The organism is Empedobacter stercoris (assembly GCF_020281205.1).
GTDB classification, from domain to species: domain Bacteria; phylum Bacteroidota; class Bacteroidia; order Flavobacteriales; family Weeksellaceae; genus Empedobacter; species Empedobacter stercoris.
In genome coordinates this window covers 25,226-44,556 of the sequence record NZ_JACXZC010000007.1, presented here as the reverse complement: position 1 = coordinate 44,556, position 19,331 = coordinate 25,226, and the positions used below count along the sequence as shown (strand labels likewise).

Sequence of the window (19,331 nt, the reverse complement as noted above, 5' to 3'; positions counted from 1 at the left end):
ACAAAACTCTATTAACTTTATAGAGTTATTTAATCAAATGAGAAATATCCAATTCTTGACTTTCTTCGAGATTCATCATCGCGTTGATTCGTTTGAATGAGGTGAAATTTTCTAAATCTCTTACTTTTATATTTTTCTCCATAATTTCTCCTGTTTGCAACAAAGCCTCTCGCATTGTACCTTTCAATAAACAAGAACGAGGCGTTACCCATTGCGATCCATCATAAAAAACGATATTCGAATAAATACAATCGGTAATATAATTTGATTTAACTAATACCAAATCATCTGTTTTTGATTCCTTTACATACTCATCGAAAAACCAGCGGTCCAAGTATTTGTAGGTATAATTTATTTTATTTTCAATTTCAAAAAGTTGAATGGTTTCAATTGGTTTGATTTGATACGGTAGAAATTCTACTGATTGAATTTCGCGGTCATACACTATTCTAACTTTATATTTTTCATCTGTTAAATCTTCAGGGAGTTGAATAATTTCTTCTAATACTATCGGATTAATTTCAGTAAAATTATCAGTTCGAGTACGATCAAATCTCGCTTGATGATATTCTAAATGGCGTAATTGTTTGTTTTCACAACAAATGGATTCAATAAATTGGAACATATACTTTTTGGATTAATTCTTCATATTCTGCTTTCGCTTTACTTTTTGCTGTGACTCCTCCTCCACTCTTGAAAATGAAATTATTTTGATTTTTTTCGATAAAACGAATCATCACTGCACTATCTAAATTTTCGCCATCGAAAACACCAAAAACTCCTGTATAAAAATTACGATCGTACTTTTCGGCTTCTAAAATAATTTCAACGGTTTTCTTTTTAGGCGCCCCGCAAATAGAGCCTGCAGGCAAAAGTTGATCGAAAATTGTTCCCAAATTCTGGTAATAATCTTCCTTCAAATCGCCTTTTATTTCAGAGCTTACTTGTAACAATGTTTTATCATTTGTTTTCAATTCATCAATGTAGCGATAATCTGTCACCTCTACATTTTCGGAAACCAAACTCAAATCATTGCGAATTAAATCCACAATTGTAGCATGTTCGGCAGCTTCTTTTTCATCATCTAAAATCAATTGTTTAGCATTCGGAATTGATGCATCAATTGTTCCTTTCATTGGATTTGAAAAAATTTTTTGATGTTCTATTTTTACGAACCGTTCGGGTGAAAAGCAAACAAAATCATTTTTATATTTCAATTTATATTTCGCTTCCGAAAAAGTATAAATTTCGTCTAATGATAAGTCTGTTTCGATTTTTGTAGGAAGCGTTAAATTCGTCAAATATGAATTTCCAAACAAAAGATTATCGTGCACATGTTTAAATTTTGGCAGATATTCATCGAAGGTAATTGGAAATTTTTTAAATTTGAAAGCCTTTTCAAAAGATTTTTTTTGAGTACAGTTGATTTCAAATTTAATCTCTTCTGATAATTTATTCAACGGAACAATTTCTCCATTTTCTTTTAAAAAATCAATCATAAAAAAAAAGGGAACTTTTGCAGCTCCCAATTCATTCATTTTCGTAAAAATCGAATGCTTTGCTAACATTCGATAAAATTAATATTATTCTTGATTTGTACCAAGTAGATCAATTTCTGTTTTTTGATCATCTGTCAAAATCATATCTTTTAGCATAAAATATACCATCATATAACCGATTGGATACGTCGCAATAGCTCCAATGTAACAAGCAATAGCTCCAATTGAAGCCACAAGGCTAACGACAATAGCCATTAAAACCATCCACCAAAAATTCTTTTTCACAATAGCATATGATGTTTTGATTGCTTGCATAGCACTCATATTTCCGTAATGAATAAGATAAGGTGCCAAGAAAATACAAGCCTGTATAAAGAATAAAAATATGGTTGCAACTAACATATATAACAATCCGAAAATTGATGAACCAATCATCAATGCTGGATTAACATTATCAGGATCGTTAAACAAAAGAGGCATAAACATGAAAATAAAATAAGGCAACATGATAAGTATAGAGCCACCGATAACGATAAGTGTTAAAAGGAAATAACTTCCGATATTTTTAAAACCTCCAAAAAAATCACCTAATTCTAACGACATTTTATTTTCGGCACGTTCTGCTCCAATCAAAAATCCCATCAAAAGTGGATACATCACGAAAAGTAAACCAATTATAGTAAACGAAGTAAAAAGATAAATAATAGCTGCAACCAACGCATAAATAACAAATGGTTGCCAATTGTTTTGAAAAAGTTCTAAAGATTGATTAAAATATTTTCCAATATCAAATTGAAATTTATTGTTTTTATAGTATTCAATTTTATTATAATCTAATGTTTTCATCTTAACGTTGGTTTAACTGAAATTAATGTAAATTTGCTTGATTAGTAGAATAAAATTAAGAATTGTTACAAAATGAATGCAAACGATTTATTATCAATCATAAAAAATAGACGCTCTATATTTCCTCCACAATACACGCAAGAAGAAATTACGCGCGAAGAATTAAATCAAATTTTTGAGGCTGCCAACTGGGCACCATCTCATAAAAAAACAGAACCTTGGCGTTTTATCGTTTTAGAAGGTGCGGTAAAAGATCGTTTTCGCGAATATGTGAAACGTGTTTATGTACAAGGTACTCCTCCAGATCAGTTAAGTGACAGAAAAATTAATGCGTTAATTGAAAAATGTGACAAATCGAATAAAATTGTTTTGATCAATTTTATTGATACAGATAAAAATCCTGAATGGGAAGAATTAGCTGCAACTTCTATGGCTGTTCAAAACATGTGGTTAATGGCAAGCGCATTAAATATTGGTGCTTATTGGTCTTCACCTGCGAATGTAATTGCGAATGTAGATGAGTTTACTACGATGGAAGAAGGAGAAAAATGTGTGGGAGTTTTCTATATGGGAAAATATAATGGAGAAACTCCAGAAGGAGTTCGTCAACCAATCGAAAATAAAGTACGATTTTTAGAGTATTAATTCACTATTACATAAAAAAAGGTTACTTATCAAGTAACCTTTTTTTATGTAATTTATTTTTCGCTTAATTCTTTTAATTTTGTTAAACCATCACCGTATGATTTTTCCATTTGCGCATCCATTATTAGTTTCATCAAATTCATCGGATAATCTAACTCGCAATCCATGCTCCAAGTGACTTTTGTTGTATTCCCTTCTTTTGTCAAAACAATATCTGAAGTTGCATCACTTTCGAATGGTTCTTTGAACATCATTTTTGTGGCCACTTTTTTATTCGGTTCTAAAGCTGTTATAATATGACATCCTTTTCCTACATCATCGTTTCCTTCCCAACAATATTCGTCACCAACTTCACCTTGATTTCCTCAATATGTTAATTTTAGATTTGGATCTAATTTCATCCAAGGATTCCATTATTAAATTTCTTTGACGCGCTCGCTTGTTCATACACCTTTTCTATTGGTGCATTAATCACTGTTGATGTTTCGAAATGATAGTGTTTCCCCAAAGCAAACATTAGAATTGTTAGAATAAACAATAGTCCAACAATAAATAAAAGAAATTTTTTCAGAATTTTCATATAGTGTTAAAATTAATTTTTATACTCTAAAAAGGAATATTCTTTTTCATGGCCATCATATAGCCTAAATGCATTGCTTCGTGAATATTATTGTATAAAATCGCATCTTCAATAGACTCTAACGTCATTCCGAAACTTGTTTTATACGAACGATAATAGGATAATTTTTCTGAACGGTAGTCTTTAAACAATTGCATCGGTGTACTTTCAAGCATTTCTTTCAACTCTTGTACATCATCTGCTGTAACTTCGGTATTTCCTATTGTTCCTTTTTTGTATTTTTGTATAAACTGAATATCGACCAACATTCTATTATCGGTTAAATAATAATGAATTAATTGTTGTGTAGCCAAAACATGAGCCGCATTCCAAAACAAATTATTCTTGTAACCAACCGGTATATAAAGTAATTGTTTTAGAGAGTGTTGTTCAAGCTCATCAATAATCTGTTTACGTATATTCGTCAGATAAATAATATGCTCTTCCATAGTCAGATTTAAAAGTTAAATATACATTAAATTAAGACTATTTATCAAATTATAAAGCAAAACAATTAAAATCACGTTTTTAGATTCTTAAAAGTCTTTGATTCTTTGTAATTTTGTCTAAATAAATTTAAAAGATGGCTTACACAAGAGATCAAATATATCAAGTATTAGAAGAATTGGGTATTCGCAATTGGATGCGTAATGCTCAAGTGATGGGAAATGATATTATTTTGGATATTGTTTCTCCTTCGCCTGCAATGCACGAACGCAAGCGTTTGGAAATTGCTTTGAAAAATGCATTTAAAGAAAATTTACCTGAAGCAAATCTTAAACTTAACATTTCTGTTGAAGTAGAAGAAAAAAATCCGAACGAAATCAAAGGTTCAGAATTACCAGGAGTTAAAAATATTATCGCAGTTGCATCTGGAAAAGGAGGTGTTGGAAAATCTACTGTTTCATCAAACTTAGCAATTAGTTTGGCCAACATGGGATTCAAAGTTGGGTTATTAGATGCAGATATCTATGGACCTTCTATGCCGATTATGTTCGATTGTCAAGATGCACGCCCATATTCTGTTGAAGTAAACGGAAAAACAAAAATAAAACCTGTAGAATCTTACGGAATCAAAATTTTATCAATTGGTTTCTTTGCAGATACCGATCAAGCAATTGTTTGGAGAGGACCAATGGCTGCAAAAGCATTGAACCAAATGATTCGTGATGCACATTGGGGAGATTTAGATTTCTTATTAATCGATTTACCTCCAGGAACAGGTGACATTCATTTATCTATTGTTCAGCAAGTTCCAATTACAGGAGCAGTTGTGGTTTCTACACCTCAAAACATTGCGTTAGCTGATGCTAAAAAAGGAGTTGGAATGTTCCAAATGGAAGCCATCAATGTTCCAGTATTAGGAATTGTAGAAAATATGGCGTATTTTACTCCTGAAGAATTGCCAAATAATAAATACTATATCTTTGGACAAAATGGTGCAAAAGATTTAGCAGAGCAAATTGGTGTTCCTTTCTTAGGTGAAATTCCGATTGTACAATCAATTCGTGAAGCTGCTGATGTAGGACGTCCTGCTGCAATGCAAGAAGATACAGTTGTAGCCGAAGTTTATAAATCAATTGCACGTAACACTGTACAAAGTTTAGTAGAACGTAACAATACATTGCCTCCTACGGAAGCTGTACGTATTACAACAATGGCAGGTTGTTCAGCAAAAAATTAAAAAAGAAAGATCATGACTCCAGAAGAAAAATATTCAGAAGTTGAAAAGGCCTTAACTGAAATTAGACCATTCTTAAATTCAGATGGAGGCGATATCGAATTAGTATCTGTTGAAGATAATATTGTAAAAGTTCGCCTTACAGGTGCATGTATTGCATGTTCTGTCAACCAAATGACATTAAAGTCTGGTGTTGAAATGACTATTAAAAAATATGTTCCAGAAATCGTTTCGGTTATCAATGTTTCAGATTTTGAAACTCCTGCTGAAGCTGATCATATCTCAACTCTTAAAGAAAAGAATTAGACTACAAGATTCTTCAAAATAAATTTAAAACGCCTTTATATCAATTTATAAAGGCGTTTTTTTATTTTTGGCAAACAATTTGAAACTTAACCACAAAACGAAAAAATCAAAAATGAAAAAATATATTTTATTTTTTACTTTTATTCTCCTTTCATTCTCATTGCCACTACTTGCACAAGACAATTATAAAGTTGGCGAAAGCCTAAAATTTAGAGTTCATTACTCTGGATTAAATGCAGGTTTTGCAACAATTGATGTCAAAGAAGCTACACTAAACGGAAGAAGTCATTATCACATAGTAGGAAAAGGAAATTCTACTGGTGCAGTACGTGCTTTCTTTAAAGTTGATGACAATTACGAATCCTATATTGATAAAAGCAACCTGAAACCAACTAAATTTGTTCGCAACATTGTAGAAGGAAGTTACAAACGTCATCAAATCTATTATTTTGACCATGCCAATAGAAAAGCGAAAGTAGAAAATAAACGCGACGGGAAAATAACAACCGAAACAATTCCGTACGACGCACAAGATTTATTATCGGCTTTTTATAGCTTGCGTAATGCAGATCATTCTAAATTAAAAACAGGCGATTATTTGAATGAAAGTATCTTTCTTGGTGACGAAACATTAAAATTTAGATTGAAAGTTTTGGGACGCGAAACCTTAAAAACAAAATTCGGTAAAATATCTGCCATCAAAATTCGACCTTATGTACAATCGGGACGAATCTTTAAAGAATCTGAATCGGTTACGATGTGGATTTCTGATGATAACAACTTAGTTCCACTAAAAATTAGAGCAGGACTATTAGTTGGATCTTTGAATGCAGATCTAAATGATTTCAAAAACTTAAAATATCCCATCTATTTCACGAAATAAATAGATTCATCACCTAAAAAAAATCCGACAATTAACTCATTTGTCGGATTTTTTTATGGTTCTAAATATTCTAAAAAAACATCGCTCGGAATTTCCATCGCTCCCAAACTCGCCAAATGTTGGGTGTACACTTGACAATCGATCAACTCATATTTCTTGTGATATTTAGCAACAAATTGTATAAATCCAGCTTTAGATGCATTACTAACTTTTGCAAACATACTTTCTCCACAAAAAACGTTACCCATCTCTATTCCATAGAAACCTCCCACTAATTCATCATTTTGCCAAACTTCTATACTTTTTGCGATTCCCATTTCGTGTAATTTACAATACGCTTCAATCATTTCAGTTGTAATCCACGTACCATCTTGCCCTTTTCTATAAGCTTCAGAACAATTTGTAATCACTTCTCTGAATGCGTTATTTTCGGTATAGGTAAAGGTTTGATCTCGAAAAACTTTTTTCATTGATTTCGAAACATGTAAATTTTCGGGAAACAACACAAACCGATCATGCGGAAACCACCAAATAATTGGATCATCTTCATTGAACCAAGGGAATATTCCTTTCTGATAAGCCAAAATTAGACGTTCTGGTGAAAGATCTCCTCCAATAGCTATAATTCCTTCGGCATTTACTTCGTCGTAATCAGGAAAGATTAAATCAGTGCTTAACCAATACATATTGTTTTGTCTAAAATTTATTTAAAATTAAAAAAACGTGCCCAATAAAGAACACGTTTAGTATGAATTGATGTTTTAATTTCCTTAGAATGGTAAATCATCATCATCTCCGTTAGAAAAAGTTTCTACTGGAGGAGCTGGTGGAAAATTATCGTATCCCTGAGGAGTTTGAGGAGCAACATTTGCCATATTTTCAATTCTCCATGCTTGGATTGTATTGAAATATTTTGCTACACCTTCTGGATTAATCCACTCACGGCCACGAATGTTGATAGAAACTTTCACTTCATCACCAGGTTTGTAAGCATTCAACACATCTGTCTTATCTTGTGTAAACTCAATTATAATATCTTGTGGATATTGTTCTTGCGTTGTAACAACGAATTCTCTTTTCTTGAAACTTGCAGTAATATTTTGAGTTTCAAATACTTTTTTAATTCTTCCTGTAATTTCCATTTTTGTAAAAGCTTTGTACAAATTTAGAATGTAAAAAAAGATTAAAAAAATTTTATTTCTAAATTTTGTTAGAAAGAAAACTTGTGTATATTTGCAATCCAAATCAGTGAGATTTATGCGGGCGTGGTGGAATTGGTAGACACGCTAGACTTAGGATCTAGTGCCGCAAGGTGTGAGAGTTCGAGTCTCTCCGCCCGTACAACTTAAAAGACTTTAAACAAATTGTTTAAAGTCTTTTTTTATGGTTTATTGTTTTATCATCATTTGTGATAAATTTCTTAAATTTAGCTCATTATTTGGTTATAAGTTGGTTTCGTATGTATTCGAAAAGAAAAAGAAATTTAAAATCTGGAGGTTAGAACAATCCCTATTTTTGAATTTATTATAGTCGTCATCATTATTATCGTATTGATTTACTTTGCTGTATTTTAAAAAATATACTGATAATAACAGGGCAATGTGTTGTAATTAAAAATGGTTAGAATTTAAATTCCAACCATTAAGTTATGCTTCTATATTTTTGTAAAACGTTTTTCTACGTTTGTGAACAATTGGATCAAAATTCTTCCATAATTGCTGCACTTTTATGTTTTCTTCAAGCAGAGGGTTTGTTTCTAAAGTCTTAATTCCTCTTGCTATAAAGCGGTCATATAGTTCTTTAAAAATCAATGCATTTACACCTTTATTTTGATAATGAGGATCAATTCCAATTAAATAAAATTCGACATGATCATTCTTTTTTTGAGCTTGTATCAAATGCCACCAACCAAACGGAAATAATTTTCCTTTCGTTTTCTGAAAAGCTTTTGAAAAAGATGGCATTGTAATCGCAAACGCAATCATTTTGTTATTTTTATCTTTGACACAAGAAATAAAATCGGGATGAATAAACTTCAAATATTTCTTTTTATAATGTTCAACTTGGTATTTTTCGATTGGAACAAAACTTTGTAATTCTGCATAGGTTACATTCAACAAATCGAACATTTCGTCTACATAAGGCAACATTTCATCAATAGAGTTGAATTGGTATGTATCTATTTCATATCTCTTTTTGAGCATTTCGCATAGCTTATCCATCTTTTTTACTGAGGCCAAATTTGCAATATTAATCGAATATTCTAACCATTCTGCTTTTGGTTGATAACCTAATTGTTGTAAATAGTTGGGATAATATTCGTAATTATAAAGACCTATTAATGTTGCGATTTTATCAAAACCTTCTGTTAATAAACCTGCTTTATCCATATTCGAAAATCCCATAGGACCCTCTATATAAGTCAATTCCTTTTCCTTCGCTATGTTTTCAACAGTTGTTAACAACGCTATCAAAATGTTAATATCATCTTTAAAAACTAACCAGCCGAAACGAATCTTTGCCTTTTGTAACTCTTTCACTTCTGTCCAATTAATAATCGAAACAATTCGACCTACAACTTCTTCACCTTTATAAGCCAAGAAAAACTTCGCTTCTACAGTTTTGAAGATAGTATTAGCTGGATCAAAACTGGCTAATTCATCTTTCTTTAAAGTTGGAACCCAATACGGATTTCCTTTATACACTTCAAAAGGTAAATCGACAAATTTTTTCATTTCTTTTCGTGATTTCACCTCTTTTATTTCAATCATACTGATGTTAAATTGTCTTTGAAAACCTAATTTATGAAGATTTTTTTAGAGAACAATTTTCTCTTGTATAGATTTTCCGTTTTTATCTTTTCCATAAAACAAGATATATTCTAATTTAACTGAAAGTCCAGCTGTTCCTTTTTTCTGTTTCAAGAAAACTCTATTTAAGGTTATCAACTTGTTATTAACAGTTGTTTGAACAATTGGTTTATTTTCATTATCAAACTTTAAGATTAATTTTTGAATTGGATATGATACTAAACTTAACTGATAAACATTCTTTTCCTTTTTTATGATCTCTAATCCGTAAGCTAATTTTTTTTGAATAGAAGTTAAAGGTTTTTTTTCTCCATTTTCTGCGTATAAAATTCGATAAATATCGACAGGTTCATTCTCATTTAATAACCCTTTAGCAGAAAAAGATGCATCGTATACAAAGGTATTCTTATTATCGTTGTGCTGAATATAAAACAATCTGTTTACCGATTTTGGAGGCGTAGGATAGCCCTCTTGCGCAAATAGAACAACTGAAAAAAAGAAATAAAAAAGAGTGAAAACGTTTTTCATAAATGATAATTTGAAGAGATAAGTTACAAAATTTATATCCAAATAAAAAGACTTTTCCCCCTTGTAGCAGTAAAATTAGAACCTTCAAAAATATTATCCGGAAAATTAATCATATCTGAAATCTCAATAACGTTGTCATCAAGGATAAATAAATATTTTCCATAACCTGATGGATTTCTAAACACTTTTTTCGGACTTAAATGAATTATATTTAAATCCTCATTTTCTAAATCAATTACAGTTTCAATCTCTTTTTCAACAATTAACAATGATTTTTGGGCTTTAAAAAAATAAATTTCTTTTCTCGATTCTTTTAAATAATGTCCGCCTATATTCAAAACTGGAATCAAAAAAAATAGTGAAAAAATTAAATAAACGAATCCTAAAAACATATTTTCAATTGAAAAAATAACAAAGAAACAAAAGTAGGCTAGATATAAAAAAACCAAAGAAAGATAAGTCATCAAGAACATCATAACAATTGAAATGTAACTTGAAAAACTTATTCTAAGATTGATTATTCCTTCTTTTTGAAGTTTATTTTCTTTTTGAGAATAGATTATGTAGGAAACAATTGGAAGAAAAATGATTATTACGAGTAATAAAATATTTAAAAGGTGATTCATCTATTATTAAGGTTTTTTACTTTTTTCTTTTAAAAATTCAATTATAATAGGAAGTAATGAGAACACAATAATCAACATTACAACAATCTCGAAATTGTTTTTGATAAAAGGAATTGTTCCTAAAAAATAACCCGCCAAAGTAATTCCAAAAACCCAAACACTTCCTCCTACAACATTATACTTGATAAATGTGCCGTAATGCATTTTAGAAACCCCCGCAACAAAAGGAGCTAACGTTCGTACAATCGGAACAAAACGTGCAATTACGATAGTTTTTGAACCGTACTTGGTGAAAAAATATTCGGTCTTTTGAATGGCTGAATCTTTTACAATTCGTTTACCAAATACTTTTGCTGTTACTAACTTCGTCCCCAAAGTTTTTCCGATTGTATAGTTAATCGTATCACCCGCTATTGCCGCAACCCAAAGTAAGCCTAATAAAATATAAATATTCAATTGTTCTGGGAAAGCTGCCGCTAACATTCCTGCCGCAAATAACAACGAATCGCCTGGTAAAAATGGCATTACAACTAAACCCGTTTCGATGAAGATTAATAAGAACAGGATTAAGTAAAACCAATTTTGATAATCGTTTAGAATGACTTCTAAGTATTGATCGATATGCAGTAAATAATCTAAAATTTCCATGGATTAAATGTATAAAAAAACTCGACCGAAGTCGAGTTATATGTTCATTTTTATTTTTGTTCTGATAGTGTTTTTTTACCGAACTTTTCTTTTATAATTTCTATAAAGATTGGAAGAACAGAAACGATTGTAATTCCCAAAATTACTTTTGAGAAATTATTTTGAATCCATTCTATATTTCCTAAAAAATAACCAATAAGCGTTAAACCTACTACCCATAAAATAGCTCCAATCACATTATAAGTTAAGAAAATAGAATATCCCATACGTCCAATTCCTGCTACAAAAGGTGCCAAAGTTCGTACAATTGGTACAAAACGTGCGATTACAATAGTTTTTGAACCATATTTTTCGTAGAATTCGTGCGTTTTGTTGATATGTTCTTCTTGAATAAAGTTTTTACCAAATATTTTTACTTTCGTTGCTTTGTACCCTACTTCTTTACCAATCGTATAATTTAAAGTATCACCGAGTATAGCAGCTACAAGAAGAATTGCAATCATAATCCAAACATTCAAATCATTAGTTTCTTGCGCCGCCAACATTCCTGCTGCAAACAATAACGAATCTCCTGGTAAGAATGGCATTACAACTACACCTGTTTCCACAAAAATGATTAAAAATAAAATTGCATAAAGCCATAAACCATATTCATTCGCAAACTCTGCTAAATGTTGGTCGATATGCATAATAAAGTCAAAAAGACTCATAAATACTTCCATAAAGTTGATTATATTTCTGAGGCGTTAAATGCATTCTCAATGTGATTAACGCTCCAAGATTGTTGTATTTTTAAAAGTGCTAAAATATCAAATCTTACATCACAAATAAAATTATTTTTCTGAATAAAATCATCTGCAGCAAGAATTAACAATTTCTTTTTCTTTGCATTAACAGCAGTTTCTGGTTCAGAAATGTAATTTGATTTTCTTGCCTTTACTTCTACAATAATAATTTCGTTTTCAAATTGCGCAATAATATCAATTTCAGCTTTTTTAACAAAGTAATTTTTTACTAAGATTATATAACCTTTTTCGATTAAATATTTCTCAGCAAAAGCTTCTGCTTCTTTTCCGAAATCGTAACTATTACTCATCGAAGATATTTACATTGTTCCATATAAACGATCACCAGCGTCACCCAAACCAGGTACGATGTAACCGTTTTCATTTAGTTTCTCATCTAAGGCAGCCAAGAAAATAGGAACTTCTGGATAAACATTCTGAACAGCTTCTACACCTTCTGGACAACCAACTAAACAAGCCAAACGAACAGATTTTGCTCCTTTGTCTTTTAAGATTTCGATGGCTTTGATTGCAGAACCTCCAGTTGCTAACATTGGATCTACCAAAATAACATCACGAGAATTTAAATCTGATGGAAGTTTACATAAATACTCAACTGGTTGTAATGTATCGTGATCACGGTAAAGCCCAATGTGCCCTACTTTAGCAGTTGGAATTAATTGATGAATACCTTTCACCATTCCCAAACCAGCACGCAAAATAGGAACAATAGCCATATCGTTTCCTTTCATTTTGTAGCCAATTGTTTTGGTGATAGGCGTTTCTACTTCAACTTCTTCAAGCTCAATGTTACGTGTAATTTCGTAACACATTAGTCCTGAGATTTCGTCTACTAATTCACCAAACTCTTTTGTTGTCGTGTTTTTGTCACGCATTTGCGTAATTTTAGCTTTTACCAAAGGGTGACTAATCACTGTTAAACTATCTTGTTTCATATATTTAATCTATAAAGTACAAATTTACATTTTTTGAAGTAACATTTAGGTGAACTTTTGCACCCATTTTCAAAGCCACATTATGTCCTGTATGTCCTGCAGGAAAACCATAAGCAACAGGAATTTTAAGATTTTTGGTAAAATAATGAATGACTTCATACGTTTTGGGATCGTATGCGGAATTATAATTTTCGGCATTTTCTTCTTCCGTATCCATATGTGTAAAACTTCCCAGAATAATTCCTTTTACTTGATTTAGAATTCCGTTGCGTTTCAAATTCATCAACATTCGGTCAACAGCATACCAATTCTCGAACCAATCTTCTAAAAACAAAATTTTATCTGAAGGATTGATAATTGCAGATTCACTTCCTAAAAGAGAACAAACAATCGAAAGATTACCTCCGACCAATTCGCCTTTTACTTCACCCAGATTATTATAGGCATGAATGGAATTATCGTACTGAATTTCTTTCCCAAACAAGACGTCATAAACACTTTGATAAGAAATCGGAAGATAGTCTGTATTGGCTAATTTTTTTGCTGTAACAGCATGCAAAGTTTGATAACCTAAACGATTAAAATGATTATGAAAAACCGTAATATCTGAATAACCAATGATCCATTTTGGATGTTTTTTGAAATGAGTCAAATCTAATTCATCAATAATTTTAACTGATCCATATCCTCCACGTGCACACCAAATGGCTTTGATTTCGACATCGTCTAATGCCCATTGAAAATCTTCGGTTCTTACTTCATCTGTTCCTGCATATTTGTATCCGAAATCATATTCAGCATAAATATTTTTCCCAAGCACTGGAACTAATTTCCACGATTTTATTAACGCTATTGCTTCGTCTAATTCGCCTTGTAACATTCGTTTTGCTGGCGCAACAATTGCTATCTTATCACCTTCTTTTAGAAAATCGGGTTGAATCATTTTTAATTTAAAATTTTATCAAAGGTAAACACAAAAAAAAGACGAACTGCATGCGTTCGTCTTTTTGTTATGATAATGAAATGTTATATTTCTTAGAAAGTGAATTTAACCGAAGCATTCCATGTTCTTCCGTAACCGAAGTAAACTTGGTTGTTTACATTAATTCCTTTGTAGTTATCAACACCATCTGCTTGTTGAATATTAGTGCTCGATTCTGAAATATAAATGTGATTAAATACATTATTAACGTTAAAACGTAATGATAATCTATTTTTTGGAGTCAATTTTTGAGTCCATGTAATACCAGCATCCATTATATTATAAGAAGGTAATTCTAAGTTACCATCTTTTTCAGTTACTTTAGAAGAATATAAATCTCCGTTGTAACGATAATCTGCGTCTACAGAGAATCCTTTTAAGAATTCATATTTTGCACCTAATCCAAATTGAGTATGCGCTGCATCTCCAACTTTTAAACCGTCCCAGTTTTCTTTTCTTGCAGCTCCAAGAACATTTTGATTTTCATCATAATCAGTTGTAGTTGCTTGACCTTTATATTTCCAATCTCCTAAAGATGCGAAACCTGTTAAAGTTAATTCGCGAACTGGTTTATAATTCAATTCTAACTCAACACCTTTGTGCTCTTGTTTCACTCCTTGGTTTACAGTATAAACATATGCATTTGCAATTCCTGGATAATTAGCATCACCGTTTTCATCGATAAATTTACTAGATGAAGTGATTCTGTTTTCCCAAGTTGTATAATATGCATTGAAATTAGCCCAGAAATTTCTTGCTTTAAATTTATATCCTAATTCTAAACCTAAGATTTTTTCGTTTTCAGCAAATGGGTTAATATCATTTTTGTAATTCATGAATAAGTTATCATTATAAGGCTGACGAGAATAGTATCCTGCATTAGCAAATACTTGGTGATTATTAGCAATTGTATAACCTAAACCTCCTTTTAAGTTGTACCCCCAGTTTGTAACTTTTTCTGATTTTTCTTTTCCTTCTTCGTAATTGAAGTAGTCCCAACGTTGATTTCCTTGGTTAGAAACAGACCCTTGAAAGAATGCAGTTAAATTATCTTTGGCATATTCTATTTGAGCAAATAATCCGCCGTAGTTAATTCTTTCGCTGTAATCCCAACCTAATTTTTGAGAGTAATTATCAGCAAAATCATTTAACGCTTTCCATGGATTTCTTGAATAAGTTTTATTTACTTGGTAAGATCCTGGGTGTTGTTTATTGTATTTTTCTGTATAATAATCAGCTCCTAAAGTATTGTTTAATTGACGGAAGTGCTCTCCTTTATATGTTCTTAAATCAAAACCTACATTTAAGCTTAAGTTTTCTGTCAATTTACGGTTTAAGTTAGAAACCATTCCGTACCATTGGTGATTGTTTACAGAAGAAATAATTCTATCTAAAGCCTCTCCTCCATTAGCAGTTTGTCTATCATATACATCCTGTAAATTTAATTGACCATCATCAAGAGTATTACCTAAGATTCCATAAGGAGTATTTGGATTGTTTTTATCCTTACCTGTTGTTGCAGAAGATGAACCTCCACCTCTACCCCAAGATGCGTAAACAACTGTAGATAAAGATGTTTTATCATTAATATCCCAATCCCAGTTTAAGTTAGCGACTGGTTTATGGTAATAGTTACGTCTTACATTATATTCGTCACCATTTAACATACCCCAGTTACGGTTATATTTTCGACCGTATTTCATAAACTCAGAAATTTTGTTTCTTGAATTTTGGTCATGCCATTGTGGAGCACCAGTTAGTAACAAATTTAATGTATGATTTTCTGCTGGTTTGTACCCGAAAGAAACAAAGTAGTTTTGACCTTGACCTTCAGACATTTCGTTGTATCCATTACCTTGCCAGTGAGTCAACATTACAGATACACCAAATTTATCATTGATTAAACCTGTATTATAACCTAAAGTAGATTTGAAATAGTTGTCGTTACCTAAACCTGCACTAAAAAAACCTCCTTGTTTTTTGTCTGTTGCTCTTGTAACAAAGTTATAAGTACCTCCTACAGATGAAATAGCTAATTTTGAAGATCCTAAACCACGTTGAATTTGAACTGCATTAGCAATATCAGACATTCCAGCCCAGTTAGACCAATATACTTTACCATCTTCCATTCCATTGATTGGTTGCCCATTCAATAAGAAAGCTGTATTTGACTGATCAAAACCGCGTGTTATAATACGTGAATCTCCGAAACCACCACCTTGTCCTGCAACATATACAGACGGCGTATTAACGAATGCTTGTGTAATATCATTAGCACCTACTTTCTGTTCAATTACTTCTTTTGTAATTGTAGTTGCTGCGATAGGTGTTTTTCGGTCTTCTTGTAAGTCGATTACACCTTTACCAATGATTAATGTTTCATTTAAAGATACGTTTTCCTCTTGTTCAACCACAGTAGAATCTGTTGGTTCTACAACTTGAGCGAAAGATAACGATGCCGTAAAGGCAAAAGCTCCTACGAATAAAAGCTTCATTGAGTTTAACCTCATCTTTTGAAATAGTTTAAAAGTTTACTTTTGCAAAGTTGAGGTGTATATATGTTAAAATGCTTATAAACCTTATGTTAATTAAGAATAATTATAAGATAAAATCCTTTTTTTCTTATAACTCATTTAAAACTTAACTATTTTATCAATATAATAATTATACACCATTAATTTTATTAAAAATTATATATTAATTAAAATAGTGTAACGTTACATATTTTATCAATAATAGTTAAAAAGTTTCAAACGCATATTAATTCATTATTAAATGAATAATTATTCTTAAAAAATATTTATTTAGAATTGTTTTAAATAAATATTTATTTATTTTATCTTTTTAAGTCAACCGTCTAATTATCAAATATCAATAAAAAAGCGGACTTAAAACTAAGTCCGCTTGAATATGTTAAGAAATATTAATTCTTATTAGAAGCTATAAGTAACACCTGCATTCCAAGTTCTACCTACTGCATATCCGTATCCATTTCTATCAATTCTACTTACATATTGATCATTGAATAAGTTACGTACATTTCCTCTAAATTTGATTTTTTGCTTACCAAATTTAAACTCATAAGCTACTCCAGTGTTAACACGAGCAAAAGGTGAGATTTTTTCTGCTTGATAAACTTCTCCTTTTAATGCGCTTTTAACAACATTTTCTGGATTCACTTGTCCATATGTACGAGCATTGTACATAAAATCTACATCCCAATATAAGTTTCTTGTGAAGTTAACTTTTGTTCCCATACCAAATGTAAATTGAGCTGCCTCTCCGATATATGTTCCTGTTAAATCAACATTCCCTTTCTCGAAAATTGTATCATCATCTGTGTACATAGATTCGAATGGAGTTTCTCCGTCATATTTCCAATCACCGTAAGATGCGAATCCATATAAGCTGAATGCTTGAGAAACTTTAGCATCAAAATCAATTTCAATACCTTTATGTATTTGAGCAATATCAGTATAAGCTGTATAAATTGGTCTAGTTGTATTATCTGGTTGCATTATTGATCCAGACATACCTAAGAAACGGTTCCCCCATTTTGTATGGTAAGCGTTAATGTTTACTCTTAAGTTTCTTGTTTCATACTTGTAACCAACTTCGAAACCTGTAATTTCCTCGTTCTCTATATTTGGCTCACGTAAATCAACTTTATTATATTCGAATACGTTATCTAAGAATGGTTGACGAGAGTAACGTCCTGCGTTTGCAAAAACAGTATTTTCATCGTTAATGTTAACAGACAAACCTCCTTTAACATTCCACCCTGTTTTGTTTACTTTTTTAGAAGCTTCTTCTACACCTCCATAATTCCAAGTATCAAATTTTTGGTAGAATTGGTTAGAGATTGCTCCTTGACCGAATACTGTAAAGATCTCATTAGAATATTCAACTTGTCCAAAAGCTCCTTGGTAGTTAATATCCTCAGAATAATCTCTTGATATTCTTTGTCCTTTTTTAGCTGATTTGAATAATGCTGACCAAGGATTAGTTCCAAAAGTTTCTGTTACAACAACTGTTTGACCATTTGATTTGTTAACTTCTGACCATCCTTTTAGTCCAAATAAGTTACTCATTTGTTGGAAGTGATTTCCATGGTAAAAACGAACGTCAGCACCTAAGTTGAAGTTCCACCCGGTTTTAGTATCAAAGTTTAAATTTGTTACTCCTCCATACCAAAAATGGTTATTTACCGAAGTACGAATTGCACCATTTGATACATTGTTAACTCCGTTAATATCTTTACCTCCGTTATTTCCAATTCCATCTGGATCTAACATATTGTTACCTTGAATTAAATCAAAATCAACTAATCCATTTTTTAACGTACTTGAAGCTCTACCAACACCAGAAGTTCCTCCTCCTGTCCCTGTTGAAGCATAAAGTACTGTAGACAAGTTCATATTCTCATTAATTGTCCAGTCCCAGTTTAAGTTAGCTACTGGCTTGTGGTAAAAGTTAGTTCTTAGATTTTCTCCTTTACCGTTTAAATAGCCATAAGTTGTATTATACTTTTTGCCATAGCCGTACTTTTCAGCTTCAGCCCACTGCTTTTCACTTTTTGTTGAATAGTTTTGACCATGTTCTTGTGGCGCACCAAAAATCATAAAGTTAATGTTATGACGATCATTTGGTTTATAACCTACAGAAACAAAATAGGCTTGCGAATTAGCACTTGTCCCTTGTGCCCAAGATCTATGCATAGATGTTTGGTTAAATAAGAACGATGCTCCCCATTTACCTTTCATTCCTGTGTTATAAGAAATTGTCGCACTCATGTAACTATCGTTACCCGTATTAAATCTTACAAAACCACCTTGTTTCTTATCTGTCGCTCTGGTAACCATATTTACAGTACCACCAACAGAAGAAATAGCTAATTTAGAAGATCCTAAACCACGTTGAATTTGAACTGCATTTGCCACCTCAGTCATTGCAGACCAATTAGACCAATACAAGTTACCATCTTCCATCCCGTTAATAGGCTGTCCGTTTAATAAATAAGCCGTATTTTGACTACTAAATCCTCGTAAAAACATTTGAGAATCACCAAACCCTCCTGCTTGTCCAGAAACATAAACTGATGGTGTTGTAGCAAAGATTTCTGGAAAATCTACATTTCCTACCGCTTTATCTTCAATTGAAGCTTTACTAATTGTAGAAACAGCTACCGGAGTTTTACGATCTTCAACGATATCGATTACTCCTTTACCAATAATTAATGTTTCTCCTAAAGATACGTTTTCGTCCTGTTCAACCTTTGTAGAATCTGTTGGTTCAACAACTTGGGCGAAAGATAATGATGCCATTAAGGCAAAAGCTCCTACAAGTAAAAGCTTAGTTGAGTTTAACCTCATCTTTTGAAATAGTTTAAAAGTTTACTTTTGCAAAGTTCTGCACTTTTAATGAGATTATTGTTAAATTATGGTAAATTTTTAAATATTTATTGACTAAAATATTCAAAAATTATCAAAACGTCAATATAAATAAGTGAAATGTGAT

At 31.6% G+C, this 19,331-nt stretch carries 21 protein-coding genes and 1 tRNA gene; 5 read left to right on the top strand and 17 right to left on the bottom strand.

The genetic code is table 11. From position 1 onward, the window contains the following. Window positions 1–25: 25 nt before the first annotated feature. From IF125_RS05105 to IF125_RS05095, 3 genes are read right to left on the bottom strand one after another with little or no spacing between them, the layout of a single operon-like run. Complete coding sequence (locus IF125_RS05105) at window positions 26–625, bottom strand: aminotransferase class IV (RefSeq protein ID WP_171622573.1); 600 nt, start codon at window positions 623–625, stop codon at window positions 26–28. After that, window positions 609–1,568 carry an aminodeoxychorismate synthase component I gene (locus IF125_RS05100; protein ID WP_225541743.1) on the bottom strand — a complete coding sequence of 320 codons (960 nt, stop codon included), beginning with the start codon at window positions 1,566–1,568 and terminating at the stop codon, window positions 609–611. Before IF125_RS05100 ends, IF125_RS05105 begins: the two co-directional genes overlap by 17 nt. Window positions 1,569–1,583: 15 nt before the next feature. Beyond that, entirely contained in the window at window positions 1,584–2,345 is a 762-nt protein-coding gene (locus tag IF125_RS05095; RefSeq protein ID WP_225541742.1) for a hypothetical protein, read from the bottom strand. Window positions 2,346–2,417: 72 nt separating this feature from the next. Between IF125_RS05095 and IF125_RS05090 the strand changes: the two genes are divergently transcribed. Continuing rightward, complete coding sequence (locus IF125_RS05090) at window positions 2,418–2,990, top strand: nitroreductase family protein (RefSeq protein ID WP_171622576.1); 573 nt, start codon at window positions 2,418–2,420, stop codon at window positions 2,988–2,990. A gap of 53 nt (window positions 2,991–3,043) precedes the next feature. On the opposite strand, the gene IF125_RS05085 is transcribed toward IF125_RS05090, so the two are convergent. Together IF125_RS05085 and IF125_RS05080 are read right to left on the bottom strand one after the other, a co-directional pair. Next, entirely contained in the window at window positions 3,044–3,244 is a 201-nt protein-coding gene (locus IF125_RS05085; protein ID WP_225541741.1) for an SRPBCC family protein, read from the bottom strand. 352 nt (window positions 3,245–3,596) lie between these two features. Further along, on the bottom strand, window positions 3,597–4,058 hold the full coding sequence (locus tag IF125_RS05080; protein WP_171622579.1) for a DinB family protein: 462 nt from the start codon (window positions 4,056–4,058) through the stop codon (window positions 3,597–3,599). Between the two features lie 134 nt (window positions 4,059–4,192). Here IF125_RS05080 and IF125_RS05075 point away from each other — a divergent pair, with 134 nt between their 5' ends. From IF125_RS05075 to IF125_RS05065, 3 genes are all read left to right on the top strand, one after another. Then, window positions 4,193–5,293 (top strand): Mrp/NBP35 family ATP-binding protein, encoded by a 1,101-nt coding sequence (locus IF125_RS05075; RefSeq protein ID WP_225541740.1) that lies wholly within the window; start codon window positions 4,193–4,195, stop codon window positions 5,291–5,293. A 12-nt stretch (window positions 5,294–5,305) separates the two neighbouring features. Beyond that, complete coding sequence (locus tag IF125_RS05070) at window positions 5,306–5,596, top strand: NifU family protein (RefSeq protein ID WP_171622581.1); 291 nt, start codon at window positions 5,306–5,308, stop codon at window positions 5,594–5,596. A 112-nt stretch (window positions 5,597–5,708) separates the two neighbouring features. After that, window positions 5,709–6,479, top strand: coding sequence for a DUF3108 domain-containing protein (locus IF125_RS05065; RefSeq protein ID WP_225541739.1), 771 nt, complete (start codon window positions 5,709–5,711; stop codon window positions 6,477–6,479). Between the two features lie 53 nt (window positions 6,480–6,532). Here IF125_RS05065 and aat read toward each other — a convergent pair whose 3' ends face one another. Both aat and IF125_RS05055 read right to left on the bottom strand, forming a co-directional pair. Further along, complete coding sequence (gene aat / locus IF125_RS05060; RefSeq protein WP_225541738.1) at window positions 6,533–7,165, bottom strand: leucyl/phenylalanyl-tRNA--protein transferase; 633 nt, start codon at window positions 7,163–7,165, stop codon at window positions 6,533–6,535. A gap of 84 nt (window positions 7,166–7,249) precedes the next feature. Further along, window positions 7,250–7,621 (bottom strand): DUF3127 domain-containing protein, encoded by a 372-nt coding sequence (locus IF125_RS05055; protein WP_171622584.1) that lies wholly within the window; start codon window positions 7,619–7,621, stop codon window positions 7,250–7,252. 117 nt (window positions 7,622–7,738) lie between these two features. On the opposite strand from IF125_RS05055, the gene IF125_RS05050 reads away from it, so the two are divergent. Next, window positions 7,739–7,820 (top strand) — tRNA-Leu (locus IF125_RS05050). A gap of 305 nt (window positions 7,821–8,125) precedes the next feature. Here IF125_RS05050 and IF125_RS05045 read toward each other — a convergent pair. From IF125_RS05045 to IF125_RS05000, 10 genes are all read right to left on the bottom strand, one after another. Next, the gene (locus IF125_RS05045) at window positions 8,126–9,250 is read right to left on the bottom strand and encodes an N-acetyltransferase (protein ID WP_225541737.1); all 1,125 of its coding nucleotides are present in this window, start codon (window positions 9,248–9,250) and stop codon (window positions 8,126–8,128) included. Between the two features lie 45 nt (window positions 9,251–9,295). Further along, on the bottom strand, window positions 9,296–9,817 hold the full coding sequence (locus IF125_RS05040; protein WP_225541736.1) for a DUF4833 domain-containing protein: 522 nt from the start codon (window positions 9,815–9,817) through the stop codon (window positions 9,296–9,298). A 32-nt stretch (window positions 9,818–9,849) separates the two neighbouring features. Continuing rightward, the gene (locus IF125_RS05035; RefSeq protein ID WP_225541735.1) at window positions 9,850–10,209 is read right to left on the bottom strand and encodes a hypothetical protein; all 360 of its coding nucleotides are present in this window, start codon (window positions 10,207–10,209) and stop codon (window positions 9,850–9,852) included. 240 nt (window positions 10,210–10,449) lie between these two features. Continuing rightward, window positions 10,450–11,091: a VTT domain-containing protein gene (locus IF125_RS05030; RefSeq protein WP_225541734.1), complete on the bottom strand. Its 642-nt coding sequence runs from the start codon at window positions 11,089–11,091 to the stop codon at window positions 10,450–10,452. 50 nt (window positions 11,092–11,141) lie between these two features. Next, complete coding sequence (locus tag IF125_RS05025; RefSeq protein ID WP_225541733.1) at window positions 11,142–11,813, bottom strand: DedA family protein; 672 nt, start codon at window positions 11,811–11,813, stop codon at window positions 11,142–11,144. 8 nt (window positions 11,814–11,821) lie between these two features. Next, window positions 11,822–12,187 carry a YraN family protein gene (locus tag IF125_RS05020; RefSeq protein WP_225541732.1) on the bottom strand — a complete coding sequence of 122 codons (366 nt, stop codon included), beginning with the start codon at window positions 12,185–12,187 and terminating at the stop codon, window positions 11,822–11,824. A 9-nt stretch (window positions 12,188–12,196) separates the two neighbouring features. Then, window positions 12,197–12,832, bottom strand: coding sequence for a uracil phosphoribosyltransferase (upp, locus tag IF125_RS05015; protein WP_171622591.1), 636 nt, complete (start codon window positions 12,830–12,832; stop codon window positions 12,197–12,199). Window positions 12,833–12,836: 4 nt separating this feature from the next. Continuing rightward, the gene (locus tag IF125_RS05010; protein ID WP_225541731.1) at window positions 12,837–13,775 is read right to left on the bottom strand and encodes a S66 peptidase family protein; all 939 of its coding nucleotides are present in this window, start codon (window positions 13,773–13,775) and stop codon (window positions 12,837–12,839) included. Between the two features lie 92 nt (window positions 13,776–13,867). Beyond that, the gene (locus IF125_RS05005) at window positions 13,868–16,309 is read right to left on the bottom strand and encodes a TonB-dependent receptor (RefSeq protein ID WP_225541730.1); all 2,442 of its coding nucleotides are present in this window, start codon (window positions 16,307–16,309) and stop codon (window positions 13,868–13,870) included. 438 nt (window positions 16,310–16,747) lie between these two features. Next, on the bottom strand, window positions 16,748–19,186 hold the full coding sequence (locus IF125_RS05000; RefSeq protein ID WP_171622594.1) for a TonB-dependent receptor: 2,439 nt from the start codon (window positions 19,184–19,186) through the stop codon (window positions 16,748–16,750). Window positions 19,187–19,331: the final 145 nt, after the last annotated feature.